General features: G+C 62.9%; 8 protein-coding genes and 2 pseudogenes. 1 reads left to right on the top strand and 9 read right to left on the bottom strand.

Annotated elements, in window-relative coordinates; translation table 11 throughout:
• Nucleotides 1–37: 37 nt before the first annotated feature.
• The 3 genes and pseudogenes from ACSQ76_RS21065 to ACSQ76_RS21075 all read right to left on the bottom strand — a co-directional run bounded on the left by ACSQ76_RS21065 (nucleotide 38) and on the right by ACSQ76_RS21075 (nucleotide 2,737).
• Entirely contained in the window at nucleotides 38–904 is an 867-nt protein-coding gene (locus tag ACSQ76_RS21065; protein WP_437158096.1) for an iron chelate uptake ABC transporter family permease subunit, read from the bottom strand.
• Nucleotides 894–1,847 (bottom strand): ABC transporter permease, encoded by a 954-nt coding sequence (locus ACSQ76_RS21070; RefSeq protein ID WP_437158097.1) that lies wholly within the window; start codon nucleotides 1,845–1,847, stop codon nucleotides 894–896. Before ACSQ76_RS21070 ends, ACSQ76_RS21065 begins: the two co-directional genes overlap by 11 nt.
• A 3-nt stretch (nucleotides 1,848–1,850) precedes the next feature.
• Nucleotides 1,851–2,737: pseudogene (locus ACSQ76_RS21075) on the bottom strand (siderophore ABC transporter substrate-binding protein).
• A gap of 125 nt (nucleotides 2,738–2,862) precedes the next feature.
• Here ACSQ76_RS21075 and ACSQ76_RS21080 point away from each other — a divergent pair.
• On the top strand, nucleotides 2,863–3,150 hold the full coding sequence (locus tag ACSQ76_RS21080) for a DUF2218 domain-containing protein (RefSeq protein ID WP_437158098.1): 288 nt from the start codon (nucleotides 2,863–2,865) through the stop codon (nucleotides 3,148–3,150).
• 357 nt (nucleotides 3,151–3,507) lie between these two features.
• On the opposite strand, the gene ACSQ76_RS21085 is transcribed toward ACSQ76_RS21080, so the two are convergent.
• The 6 genes and pseudogenes from ACSQ76_RS21085 to dnaA form a co-directional block, all read right to left on the bottom strand.
• Complete coding sequence (locus ACSQ76_RS21085) at nucleotides 3,508–5,451, bottom strand: TonB-dependent receptor domain-containing protein (RefSeq protein WP_437158099.1); 1,944 nt, start codon at nucleotides 5,449–5,451, stop codon at nucleotides 3,508–3,510.
• 356 nt (nucleotides 5,452–5,807) lie between these two features.
• Nucleotides 5,808–8,224: pseudogene (gyrB, locus tag ACSQ76_RS21090) on the bottom strand (DNA topoisomerase (ATP-hydrolyzing) subunit B).
• A 153-nt stretch (nucleotides 8,225–8,377) separates the two neighbouring features.
• On the bottom strand, nucleotides 8,378–9,478 hold the full coding sequence (gene recF / locus ACSQ76_RS21095) for a DNA replication/repair protein RecF (RefSeq protein ID WP_437158100.1): 1,101 nt from the start codon (nucleotides 9,476–9,478) through the stop codon (nucleotides 8,378–8,380).
• A 167-nt stretch (nucleotides 9,479–9,645) separates the two neighbouring features.
• Complete coding sequence (locus ACSQ76_RS21100; RefSeq protein ID WP_437158101.1) at nucleotides 9,646–10,125, bottom strand: type II toxin-antitoxin system PemK/MazF family toxin; 480 nt, start codon at nucleotides 10,123–10,125, stop codon at nucleotides 9,646–9,648.
• Entirely contained in the window at nucleotides 10,082–11,200 is a 1,119-nt protein-coding gene (dnaN, locus tag ACSQ76_RS21105) for a DNA polymerase III subunit beta (protein ID WP_437158102.1), read from the bottom strand. Before dnaN ends, ACSQ76_RS21100 begins: the two co-directional genes overlap by 44 nt.
• 89 nt (nucleotides 11,201–11,289) lie before the next feature.
• On the bottom strand, nucleotides 11,290–12,666 hold the full coding sequence (dnaA, locus tag ACSQ76_RS21110; RefSeq protein ID WP_437158103.1) for a chromosomal replication initiator protein DnaA: 1,377 nt from the start codon (nucleotides 12,664–12,666) through the stop codon (nucleotides 11,290–11,292).
• Nucleotides 12,667–13,121 lie beyond the last annotated feature (455 nt).

A 13,121-nucleotide genomic window follows, 5' to 3' on the forward strand; every position in this document is an offset into this window, starting at 1 on the left:
ACGCCGCCCGCAAGGTCGATCACCACGGTCAGTGGCGTCACCAGACCGAACACGCGCTCCAGCAGGGCCTGCCCCCGACCAGGGTCGTGCCCGAAATCAGCGCGGCCGAGACCAGCAGCACCGCGTGCCGCCCTGTAGGCGTCACCACGTGGGCGATACTGACCACCAGCAGGCCCAGGAACGCCGTCGGCCCGACCAGCGCTGTCGCCACCGACACCAGCACGCCGATCAGGAACAACACCTGCAACGTGCCGCGCCGCACGTCCTCGCCCAGGTTTATCGCCGCCTCGCGCCCCAGCGACAGCACGTCCAGCCGGTGCCGCATGACCCATGCGCCGACCAGCGCCGCGCCGATGGTCGCCGCCGCGATGGCCAGCAGGCCGGTCTCGATCTGGTGGAACCGGGCATAGGACGACACCTGCACCACGCTGAACTCGTTGGGGTCCAGCATCCGCACCAGCAGCGTGCGCAGCGACCGGAACAGCACGGTCAGCACCAGCCCGGTCAGGATCATCCGCATCAGGTCGGGCCGCTCCTGTAGCAGAAGCGTTCCGAACAGCAGCAGCGACGCGCCGGTCATCAGCACCAGCGACACGACGAACTGAACCCACGACGTGACGACAAGGTAATCGGTCATCCCGAACACGAAGACGCCGATCGCCACGATCAGCACGAACAGCTCGTCGAAGCCCATGATCGACGGCGTCAGGATGCGGTTCTGCGTGATCGTCTGAAACAGCACGGTCGAGGTCGACAGCGCCACCGCCACAAGGCACAGCGCCGCCAGTTTCGCACCGCGAAACTCCAGCACGAAGCCCCAGTTGCCCCGCGCGCCGACCGTCATGTAGGCCACCGCCGACGCCACGAACAGCACCGCAAGAACGATCAGCCGCCTACGGAGCATGGCGCGCCGGACGGTACAGCAGCCAGATGAAAACGGCCGCGCCCACGACCCCCAGCACCGTGGCCGAGGGCATTTCGAACGGATAGCGCAGCACGCGGGCCACGATATCCGCCACCAGCACCAGCACCGCGCCCATCATCGCGATCACCGGCAGCGTGCGGCGCAGGTTGTCGCCCATCATACGCGACACGATGTTGGGCACGATCAGCCCGACAAACGGAATGATCCCCACGCTCACAACGGTCAGCGCGCTGACCAGCGACACGGCCAGAAGCCCGAACAGCATCACCTGCCGGTAATTGAGGCCGAGGTTGATGCTGGCCACATGCCCCAGCCCCAGGATCGAGAACTGGTCGGCGGCCACGAAGCACAACACCGCAGCGACGGCGGCCAGCCACAACGTCTCGTAGCGGCCCTGCAACACGCCCGAGAACTCTCCGGTCACCCATACGCCGATCATCTGCAACAGGTCGTTCTGGTAGGCCACGAAGGTCACAGCCGCCCCGATCACCCCGCCATAGACCAGCCCGACAAGGGCCACCATGTAGGGCTGCGTCGGCGGCAGCCGCCGGGCGATGACCAGGAAACCGGCGGTCGAAGCGAACGCCGTCGCCGACGCCATCGCGATCTTGGCAAAGAGCGATGCCGCCGGCGCTAAAAGCGTGACCAGCAGGATGCCCAACGCGGCACCCTCGCCGCTGCCCACCGTCATCGGCTCGACGAAACGGTTGCGCACCAGCATCTGCAGGACCGTCCCCGCCACCGCCAGCGACGCCCCGGTGATCAGCACCGCGAACAGGCGCGGCGCCCGGCTCACCGCGATCAGTTGCAGCGCTGCGGGGTCCTGCAACAGCGCAGCCGGTCGAAGGTCGATCACGCCTATGAAGAGCGACACGACCGACAGCGCCAGCAGCGCCACCACCCCGAGGACAATCTTGCCCATCGCTCAGCTTCCGGAAAATGCGGCGAGCAACTGGTCCATGGTGGCATTGAGGGCCTGAACCCCGCCCGCCGCGATGTAGATCGGCGCGCTATCGAGGGTGATGACCTGGCCGTTGCGCCAGGCCTTCGTCTCGCGCACCAGCACATTGTCCAGCGTCGATGTCGCCGTCTCCACGTCGCCGATCGCGGCGCTGCGGTCGATCACCAGGATCACATCGGGATCGACCTGCCGGATGAATTCGAAACTGATCGCCTCGCCGTGGTCCGAGCCCTTCACCTCTTCTGCGGCCACCTCCAGCCCGAAGGCCGTGTGCAGCCAGCCGAACCGCCCGGACGGGCCATAGGCCGACACCTTCGGCCCGTTCGTCATCACGATCAGCGTCCGGCCCGCGCCTGCGGCGGCCTCGGTTACTTCGGCCTGCTTGCGGGTCAACTTGTCGGCCAATGCCGCCGCCTCATCCTGCCTGCCGAAAATAGCACCGTAGGCCTCCAGCCGCATCAGCCCCGTCGCCAGCGTCTCGACATGGATCGTCATGTCGATCGTCGGCGCGATCTTGGCAAGGTCCGGCACCTTGTCATGGCTGCGCCCCCCGCAATGATCAGGTCCGGCTGCAACGCGTAAAGCGCCTCCATGTCCGGCTCGAACAGGGTGCCTATCCGCGCCGCGCCCTCCGCCACATCCTCCAGGTAGTCCAGGTAGACGTTGGAAATCGTACCATCGACCTCGACACCCAGCGCCTCCAGCGTATCGAGCGCGGCCATGTCGTATACGGCGACGGTTTCCGGGGTCTGCGCAACGGTAACCGGGCCACGGTACGTCTCGACGGTGACGTCCTGCGCGGCCACGGGCCCTGCCGCAAGGCAAAGCGCAAAAGCGAATATTCGGAGCATGTCTTCCCTCTGTCTTGAAAAACCTGCATGGCTGGGAAGTCTGGCTTTGCAGGCGCTGTTGCGCTGTGCTTAACCGCGGGGAAAAGAAGAGTCTACGCCCAACATATCACGAAAAGGAAGCAGCCATGCCCACCCTCATCGGACGCATCGAAACCGAGCACGGCGCGAAATACCTTGCCCAGCTTTGCAAACATTTCGCCCACAAGATCGACGCCACCTGGGAGGGCAACCACGGCCGGGCCGATTTCGTCTTTGGCCCCGCGATCATGGAGGCCGACCCGCAGGGCCTGACGATCCGCTTCGAAGTGGACAAGGACGAAAACGTGCCCGCCGCCAAGGGCGTGATCGACAACCACCTCGTGACCTTCGCGCACCGCGAAAAGATCGAAGGCATGGAATGGGCCGCGGCCTGATCCTGGTGCTGCGCCGCGCCCCCCCAACGGCTGTCCGCTCAGCGGACTTTGCTGCCGTTCCAGACGGAGGCGATCGTCAGCCCCTGGGGTGGCGATCCGACGGTAATCATGAAGCACTTTATGCCTGCCAAATACATCCACGGAATGATCGGTGCGCCCAACTTCCGCCAAATCGCCAGCCCATGGGAGGGGCTGACGATGGCCGGGCCGCTTCGCGGCTGTTAACCGGCTGGGGGCGCGACGCCTTTGTCTCGCAAATAGCTCCATCAGACCTACGCGCTTCGATGACCGCGACCCTTACGGTCGCGATCATCAACACGCCTTTCACGGACCCCGCCCCCACGGGCAGAACGTCGTTCAAAACCGCAGCGTTGCCCGCAGGTTGAAGGACCGGCCCGGCTCCCGCAGCGGCGTCACCGTCGCGAATTCCTGACCATAGGTCGCCCGCTCGGTGTAGGTCTCGTCGAAGATGTTGTCGATTTCCGCCCGCACGGTCAGGTTCTCCATCCGGCGCGGCGTATACTCGGCAAAGGCATTGACCACCTCGAACCCGTCGATCTCGCCCCCCGGCGCGCCCGCCGCCGACTTGTCGAACACGATCTGCGCATCCGCGCCCAGCGTCAGGCCCAGCCGATCCCAGGTGTTCGCTACCTCGAAGACAAGATTGTCACCCAAAGGCGTGGTCAGGTACCGCCCGGTGTAGCTGTCGGCGGGGCCGCCGTTGATCCTGGTGTCGATATCGGCATAGGCGATGCGGGCGAACCCGCTCGACCACGTGTAGGCCGCGCCGATCTCATACCCCTCGGTGTCGAGATCCGAAACCTGCCCCGGCCCGCCATTGAAGAGACCCGTGGTCGGGTCCAGCAGGGTGCGCGCGTTGTCGATATCGGTCTTGAACAGCTTGGCGTTGAAGTCCCAGTTGCCCACCCGGTAATTCGCCCCCAGGTAATAATTCTCGGAAGTTACCGGCTCGATCGACGCGGGGTATGCCCAGGCCGGATCGAACAGGAAGCTTTCCGCCAGCGCGATACCGCCCCACACGCGCGAGGCCCCGGCGCTGACCGTGATCGCATCGGTGACATCGAAATCCCCGGCGATATTCGCCGAGAGCCCGTCATTGTCATAGGTCGTGCCGTCGACGCCCTCGAACTCCTGGAAATCATAGCGCGCGCCCGTGGACAGGCGGAACCGCTCCGTCAGGTCCAGCTCGGCCTGTACGAAAAGGCCGATATTCGTGGCCTTCTCCTCGGCAAAGAACACGGCCGTGCCTTCGCCGTTGATATCCGCCACGTCGCTGTAGAAATCGAGGCCCGCATTCACGGTGCCATTCCCCACCTGGAACTCGTTCTGGATCTTGCCGGTGAAACTCGTGGTCTCGCCCGAATAGGCGTCGGTCGCACCCGGCATCGGCCCGGTATAAAGATCGGTCGAGTTATAGGCGATCTGCACCGAAGGGTTCCACATCGCGGTGGTATTCCCGAACGCGTAGGACAGCACCAGGTTCTGCCGCTCGAGCCTGTAGGTCCGGGTGTCCAGCACGCCGCGCAAGCCTGCGAAATCCGCCCGCAAGGGACGCAGCGCATCGTCGCGCACGATCTCGTATCCCAGTTCAAGCCGCCCGCCATTTTCGGCATTGAACGCCACCTTGGCCAGGCCACTGGTCAGTCCTGTACCCGACCCGGTGATATCCATGCCGGAGCCGTCCTCGCGGATGCCCCCATCCGCATACTTGCCGAAGGCCAGGTATTCGAACCGCCCCGACACGCCAAAGAGCGCCAGGCTGTTGGTAAAGACATCGCCGTTGCTCTGGTATTCGGTGATGAACCGCCCGCCGAACGTGCGCCCTTCCTCCAGCAGGTCGCCCACGTCCTTCGTCTCGAACGCGATCGCACCGGCCATCGCCGCCGGCCCCGCATCCGCCGGCGCCACGCCGGGATCTACCCGCACCGCCTTCAGCAATTCGGGGTCGATATAGGTCGTGGCGCTGTGGTGAAAGATCCGGTTGTTCTGCCGCGCGCCATCGATGGTGACGTTCAGGTTGTTCTCCTCGACGCCGTTCACATAGATCTTCTGCGAGATCGGCAGCGAGCTTCCCACCGACACCGACGGCTCGGACTTGAAGACCTCCTGCAGATCCTTCGGCGTCGTGCGCGTCAGGTCCTCATTGTCGATCCCGATGGAAGTTGTGGCGTCAGACCCGATATAGATCGTGCCCAGAACGAACGGTTCGGGCGCTTGCGCGAACGCGCTCCCGGTGCCGATGATGAAAATAGCCGACGCATACGGCGTGACAGTGCGCATATCCATTCCCCAGTAGATTTGATCTTTTCCTGGGTAGCGGATGATTGGCTGCCTGATCCTACGCCTTTCACGTGGCGGCCCGAATTGCAAGACCTTCTGGTTTCGCGACAAAGCAGGCGCGAGCCTGTCAGGCGTCTCGCGTCTCGACACAATGGTGACGGTTGCGACGCGGTGAAACTGCTGAACGACCATGCCGGCCACGACTTACTGAGCGACCTCGACGAGTAGGACGAGTGCACGCGGGCCACCTTCTGACCAGATCGAGTTTGCCGACCTGATCGTTCTGACAAGGTCACCCATGCCGGGCCCGTGCGCACCGACGCCGTGTACAAGACCATACGCGGAATGAACGGTTATCAGAAATCCAAGTTTTCGACGCTCAATGCGTTCTGCTGAATGAACTCTCGACGCGGCTCTACCACGTCGCCCATCAGCTTCGTGAAAAGATCGTCCGCTTCGGCCACGTCATCGACTTTCACCTGCAAGAGCGTTCGCGCCTCCGGATCCAGCGTCGTTTCCCACAGTTGATCGGGGTTCATCTCGCCCAAGCCCTTGTAGCGTTGCAAGGCGAGGCCCTTTTCACCTTCCTTCAGGATCGCATCGAGCAGGTTGAGCGGGCCATAGATCGCCTGTGACCGCTCCTTGCGGTGCAGGGTCGCAGGCTCGTTGTAGATCTCGCGCAGCCCTTCGGTAAGTTGCCCCAAACGCTTTGCTTCGCCACCACGCAAAATCGGACCGTCAAGCGTGCGCACTTCTTCGACACCGCGCAGGATACGCGTCAGTCGAATACCGTGATCCTGGGTTTGCCGCCCCTGCCACCCCCGCTCGTACTCGAGCGCAATGAGGTCCAGACGCCTTGCCACACTGTCGGCAACCGATTGGACATCGGCGTCCACGCGGCCCGATTCGAACGCCTCGGCGATTGCCGCCTGTTCCAGGATATGCCGGGGATAATGCGTTGGAAACGCGTCTAGGATACGCGTTGCCTGCCGCGCCTCCTCGACCACGCGCACAAGATCCTGCCCGGTGATATCCTCGCCCGAACCAAGCCGAAGGACCGCATCCTCGGTTCCCTGCGCAATCAGGTAATCTTCGAGCGCCGGTGTATCCTTGAGATACACCTCGGATTTGCCTCGGCTCACCTTGAACAGCGGCGGCTGTGCGATGTAGAGGTACCCGCCCTCGATCAGCTCCGGCATCTGCCGGTAGAAAAATGTCAGCAGCAGCGTACGGATATGCGCGCCGTCCACGTCGGCATCGGTCATGATGACGATCTTGTGGTAGCGCAGCTTCGAGATGTTGAACTCATCGCGCCCGATTCCCGTGCCGAGCGCCATGACCAGGTTCCCGATCTCCTGGCTTGACAGCATCCGGTCGAACCGTGCGCGCTCCACGTTCAGGATCTTGCCGCGCAGGGGCAGAACCGCCTGGGTGGATCTGTCCCGCCCGGTCTGGGCCGAGCCGCCGGCGCTGTCACCCTCGACAAGAAACAGCTCGGTCTTCGACGGATCCTTTTCAGAGCAATCCTTCAACTTGCCGGCGAGATAGTTGACGTCGAGCGCTGTCTTGCGCCGGGTCAACTCCCGCGCCTTTCGCGCCGCCTCGCGCGCCATCGCCGCTTCCATGATCTTGCTGACGATCATCTTGGCCTCGTTCGGATTCTCCTCGAACCATTCCGACAGCTTTTCGTTGACCAGGCTTTCCACTGCCGGGCGCACCTCGGAACTCACCAGCTTGTCCTTGGTCTGACTGGAAAATTTCGGATCGGGCACCTTGACCGACAGCACGCAGGTCAACCCTTCGCGCGCATCGTCGCCGGTGAAGGTGATCTTTTCCTTCTTCGCGATCCCACTTTCGGCAGCGTATTTCTGCAAAACGCGCGTCAGCGCCCCGCGGAACCCGGCAAGGTGCGTGCCGCCGTCGCGCTGCGGGATGTTGTTGGTGAAAGGCAGAACCGTCTCGTGATAGCTGTCGTTCCACCACATCGCCACCTCGACGCCGATATCGTCCCGTTCGCCGGTGACGAAAATCGGATCGGTCATCAGGGGGGACTTGCTGCGGTCAAGATAACGCACGAACTCCTGCACGCCGCCATCGTAATGAAGTTCCGTCTGCAGCGGTTCGGCGGGGCGCTCGTCGCGCAGGATGATGCGCACGCCGGAGTTCAGGAAAGCCAGTTCGCGCAGGCGTTTTTCAAGTGTTTCAAAGCTGTATTCGAGGTTCGAGAACGTATCGAGGGAGGCCAGGAAACGCACCTCGGTGCCGCGTTTGCCATCCGCGTCGCCGACCACTTCGAGATGCTTGGCCGTCTCGCCCCGCTCGAAGCGGGCGATGTGCTCCTTGCCGCTGCGCCAGACACGCAGTTCCAGCCAGTCGGACAGCGCGTTCACCACCGACACGCCGACGCCGTGCAACCCGCCGGAAACCTTGTAGGAATTGCTGTCGAACTTCCCCCTGCGTGCAGCTGGGTCATGATGACCTCGGCGGCGGATACGCCTTCTTCCTCGTGCATTTCCACCGGGATACCGCGGCCGTTATCGCTGACCGAGATTGAACTATCTCCGTGAATACAAACGCTTACGTGGTCCGCATGGCCAGCCAGAGCCTCGTCGATGCCGTTGTCGACGACCTCGTAGACCATGTGGTGCAGACCAGAGCCGTCATCGGTGTCACCGATATACATGCCCGGGCGCTTGCGAACTGCCTCTAAGCCTTTGAGAACCTTGATGGAATCGGCGCCATATTCTTCGGGGGACGCAGCGGGCTCTGCCATGCAGATTATCCTTCGTTCATTTTCGTATTTTATACGATTTCCGGCGGGGAATGTCACGCAATAGGCACAAGATTTTGTGGTTCACGATCAGGAACTTAATATCGGTATCACGTCGGTATCCGGGTGGTATCGCGTCGGTGTGATTTTCCGGTTTCAGCGAGGGGTAACGATCGAGCTCATTTCATCCTCGGTCACCTCGAACAGCTGCGCCCGTTCGCCCAGTTCCGTGAACAGTTCCGGCCCCGTACCCGTCATCCAGGCCTGGGCGCCCAAGGCGCAGATCTCGTCGTAGAGCGCCGCGCGGCGGGCGGCGTCCAGATGGGCCGCGACCTCGTCCAGAAGCAGGATCGGCGGCGCACCGAAATCCTGAGCCAGCGCGCGCGCGTTCGCGAGGATCAGCGACACCAGCAGCGCCTTCTGTTCACCCGTCGAGCACTCCGCCGCCGGGACCCCCTTGGCGGCATATACGCCGTAGAGATCGGCCCGATGCGGGCCAACCAGCGTGCGCCCGGCGGCGATGTCACGAAAGCGGCTTTCGGACAGGGCATCGCGGAAATCGGACCGGGTGCAGGGCATCTCGCCTTCGGTCATGGTCAGTTCCAGTTCGGCCACAGGAAACGCGGTCTCGGCCTGCGCCTGCGCCGTTGCCAGTTGCTCCAGCGCCGTCACCCTGTTCGTGTGGATCGCCGTCCCCGCCTCGGCCATCTGCCGCTCCAGCGCCACGTACCAGTGCCCGTCCCGCACCTGGTCCTTCAGCAGGCGGTTGCGCTCTCGCATGGCCTTCTCATAGGCCAGCGTCGCCTCGGCATGGGAGGGCACGAAACTGAGCGTCATGCGGTCGAGAAAACGTCGACGTCCCTCGGCCCCCTCGATCCACAGCCTGTCCATCGACGGAATCAGCCACAGCACACGCGCGACACGGCCCAGCGCCACCTGCGACGCGGCCTTGCCGTCGATCCTGAGCTGCCGCGCGCCGCCCTCCTCGGACCAGGTCTCGATCTCGTGCACCTGGTGCATCGACCGCAGAACCCCTGTCAGCTTCCAGCCGATCGCATCCGGCCGCCGCGCCATGTCCTGTGCCGCCGCACGACGCAGGCCGCGCCCGGGTGAGAACAGCGAGACGGCTTCCAGGATGTTGGTCTTGCCCGCCCCGTTCGGCCCGTAGAGCGCCAGGGGCCGCGTATCCGCCTCAATCCGCACGCCCTTGTGCGACCGGAAATGCGACAGGCTGAGCGATGACAGGTATAGCGGCATTGAATTCAGTAATCCGGCCTGAAGAACACGAGATCAACAAAAAACCCCGCAACGAAGCGGGGTTTTCAGCATCAGGCCGCGGCTTGGCTTCGCCGGAGGACCTGATGGCCCCTGGTGGGGTCTTAATGCGGATGTCTCCAGAGCCGCGACAGCGTATATATGTGCGTTCAGATCTGTTTTGTCAATTCTGGCAACGCGAGACCATTCAAAATGGATCGTTGGATTCGGCGCAAATCATCATGCGGAATGGTTTCAGTCTGGTAAATTCGTTTTCCGCTGTGGTCCTTGCCGAGCACGAGTAGATCAATTCTGTGAAACCCGGCGGCATAGATCATGTCACCCTTTACCCAACGCTGCTTGCGACCCCAGCGCGGTGGAAGTTCGAAAGTAATATCAAGCTGGCAGTGATAGGGCATGGTCTGGTTGGGAGCTGTCGTACTGAGGGGGACGACAGTACAAAGGCCCGCACGGGGCTTCATCGGTTTGGACACCACGACGCAGAGTCGCGGTTTCACCATCTCAGGCGCTTTGAATGCCGCGTCGAAGCTAACCCTTACGACTGAACCTTGCTTGGGATGAAACTTAAGGCCCAAAAGGCCTGCCTCACACGCGCATCGGCATGACGACATAGACCGCCGAGGTGTCATTGCCTTCGCGCATCAACGTCGGATCGCCCGAGGAATTGAACATGAAAACGGCGTTCTCGCGGTCGACCTGGCTGGCGATCTCCAGCAGGTACTTGGCGTTGAAGCCGATTTCCAGCCGTTCGTCGCCATAGGCCACGGCCAGTTCTTCCTCGGCCGCACCACTGTCGGGGGCGTTGACCGACAGGATCAGACGGTCCTCGTCCAGCGCCAGTTTCACGGCGCGCGAGCGTTCGGAACTGACGGTGGCCACACGGTCGACAGCCTGGGCGAACTCGCTGGCGTCGACCTCCATCTTGCGGGTGTTGCCCTGGGGAATGACGCGCGTGTAATCGGGGAACGTGCCGTCGATCACCTTGGAAGTGAGCGTGATACTGGGCGTGGCAAAGCGCACCTTGGTCTCGCTGACCGACACGGCGATGGCCATGTCGTCGTCATCCAGCAGCTTGCGCAGCTCGCCCACGGTCTTGCGCGGGACGATCACGCCGGGCATGTCCTCGGCACCCTCGGGCAGGTCGGCGTCGATCCGGGCCAGGCGGTGGCCGTCGGTCGCCACGCAGCGCAGCACCTTGCCGCCCTCGGCGTCCGAGACGTGCATGTAGACGCCGTTGAGGTAATAGCGCGTCTCTTCCGTCGAGATCGCGAATTTCGACTTGTCGAACAGCCGGCGCAGCACCGGCGCCTTGGCAGAAAAATTGCAGGAATATTCCGACGACGCCATGATCGGAAAATCTTCCTTGGGCAGGGTCGCCAGTGAAAAGTTCGAGCGCCCCGCTTCGACCGTCAGGCGGCCCGAGGCACCATCGTCGGTCAACGTCACCAGCGCCCCGTCGGGCAGCTTGCGCACGATCTCGTGCAGGGTCACGGCAGAGACGGTCGTGGCGCCCGCGCGCTCGACCTGGGCCGGGGCCTTGTCGACGACCTCGATATCGAGGTCGGTGGCGCGGAAATGCACCGCGTCGCCCTCGGCCTCGATCAGCACGTTGGCAAGGATCGGAATCGTGTTGCGCCGTTCGACAACGGACTGCGCCTGCGAGACCGCCTTTAGCAGCGTTCCGCGTTCGATGCTGAGTTTCATGCCCTCGCTCCCTGCGTGCGTGCCTCTGACGGGCACCGGGACCGGCACGTTAGCAAGTTTCGCCTTATGCTCAAGCCTTTTATTGCCCTTCAGCCCTCGAGCGCGCGGCGCAGAATCTTGAGGTCTTCGGCAAGCTGTCCGTCCTGCGAGCTGAGTTCCTCGATCCGGCGCACGCCATGCATCACCGTGGTATGATCGCGACCGCCGAACCGCCGGCCGATTTCGGGCAGGGACCGCGACGTCAGTTGCTTGCACAGGAACATCGCGATCTGGCGCGGGCGGGCAAACGTGCGCACCCTTTTGGGCCCGATCATGTCGCTTAAACGGATGTTGTAGTGTTCGGACACTTGGCGCTGGATCTCTTCGATCGACACCTTGCGCTCGGACGCGCGCAGAATGTCAGCCAGGCAGTCCTGGGCCAGTTCCAACGTGATCTGGTGCCCAACGAGCGAGGCAAACGCGTAGAGCCGGGTCAGCGCGCCCTCGAGCACGCGCACATTGGTCGAAATGCGATGCGCGAGGAATTCCAGCACGCCATCAGCCATTTCAAGGCTGGGATACTGTTCGGCAAAGCGGTCGGCCTTGGATTGCAGGATGCCGAGGCGCAGTTCGTAATCGGTGGGATGCAGATCCACCACCAGACCACATTGCAGGCGCGACTTGATACGCTCTTCGAGGTTGGCGATCTCGCCCGGGGCGCGGTCGGCGGATATGACGATCTGCTTGTTCTGGTCCACCAGCGCGTTGAAGGTGTGAAAGAACTCCTCCTGCGTGCTGTCCTTGCCTGCGATGAATTGCACGTCGTCGACCATCAGCACATCGACGGAGCGGAAGAGTTCCTTGAAATCCATCATGCGACGGTCGCGCAGGGCCTGGACGAAGCGGTACATGAACTGTTCGGCCGACAGGTACAGCACGTTCAGATCGGGTTGCGCCGCCTGCAGGTCCCAGGCGATGGCGTGCATCAGGTGCGTCTTGCCCAGTCCGACGCCGCCGTAGAGGAACAGCGGGTTGAACGTGACCGGGCCGCCTTCGGCCACGCGCTTGGCCGCGGCATGGGCCAGCTCGTTGGGCTTGCCCACGACGAACCGGTCGAATGTGAACCGCTCGTCGAGCGGGGCGGAGGACAGCACGTCTTCCGACAGGCGCGCAGTCGGCCGCGCCGGGGCGGCGGCGGTGGGGGCCGGTGCAGTGCTTGCGGTGGCGGCGGGTTTTTGCGACGAATTCGCCGCGACCTGGAAATCGATCCGGCGGATCGAGGGGGCAAATCCGTTCACCTTGAACAGGATCAGCTCGCCAAAGTTGCGGGACACGTAGTTGCCCTGGAACGTCGTCGGAACCTTGAAGGTCACGACGTCATCGTCGATCGCGGTCAGTTCGAGCGGTTCGATCCAGTTGGTGAAGTTGTTCTTGCCTACGGTCTTCAGCAGGTCTTGCTTGATTTGGCCCCATTGATCTTTGGTCATTTTTATCCCGTTCCGCGGTCTTGTCGTTTCGCCCCGGCACGCCCTCGACTGGCGCACCCACAAGTATGCGTTCCCGGTTCGGTCAAGAATCGACAAGCCACACCCCTTCGCCCGATAGATGTACCGGGCGGGAAGCCTGCTGGCCGTTGTCAGGACGCCCCCATGCGCTGGCCCTGTGTCGTCCCCACAATCGTAAGGCAAGCCGCATGGATCGCGCCAATTCCGTTGGACAATATGCCCTCCGACACCAGTCGGATGCACCGGGACGATCAGAGCAGTAGATCGTCTGTTCCGGTTCGGGCGCCTGTCCCCCCAAGCGTGAATCGCTCGGATAAACTAGCAATTGAGTCCGCGCGGCGGCAACTGTTCTTAGCGCTTGACACATTCTTTACCGTTAAAAAATCGCGCGGACCCGAGTCGTTCATAGCCATAAAAAAAAGGTGCCGGACGATTCG

Source organism: Roseovarius sp. B08 (assembly GCF_051417955.1).
Taxonomy (GTDB): Bacteria; Pseudomonadota; Alphaproteobacteria; order Rhodobacterales; family Rhodobacteraceae; genus Roseovarius.

Coding starts and splice junctions, on each gene's coding strand:
- ACSQ76_RS21065 (WP_437158096.1), bottom strand. CDS start 904: ATGCTCCGTAGGCGGCTGATCGTTCTTGCGGTGCTGTTCGTGGCGTCG.
- ACSQ76_RS21070 (WP_437158097.1), bottom strand. CDS start 1,847: ATGGGCAAGATTGTCCTCGGGGTGGTGGCGCTGCTGGCGCTGTCGGTC.
- ACSQ76_RS21080 (WP_437158098.1), top strand. CDS start 2,863: ATGCCCACCCTCATCGGACGCATCGAAACCGAGCACGGCGCGAAATAC.
- ACSQ76_RS21085 (WP_437158099.1), bottom strand. CDS start 5,451: ATGCGCACTGTCACGCCGTATGCGTCGGCTATTTTCATCATCGGCACC.
- recF (WP_437158100.1), bottom strand. CDS start 9,478: ATGCCGCTATACCTGTCATCGCTCAGCCTGTCGCATTTCCGGTCGCAC.
- ACSQ76_RS21100 (WP_437158101.1), bottom strand. CDS start 10,125: ATGACACCTCGGCGGTCTATGTCGTCATGCCGATGCGCGTGTGAGGCA.
- dnaN (WP_437158102.1), bottom strand. CDS start 11,200: ATGAAACTCAGCATCGAACGCGGAACGCTGCTAAAGGCGGTCTCGCAG.
- dnaA (WP_437158103.1), bottom strand. CDS start 12,666: ATGACCAAAGATCAATGGGGCCAAATCAAGCAAGACCTGCTGAAGACC.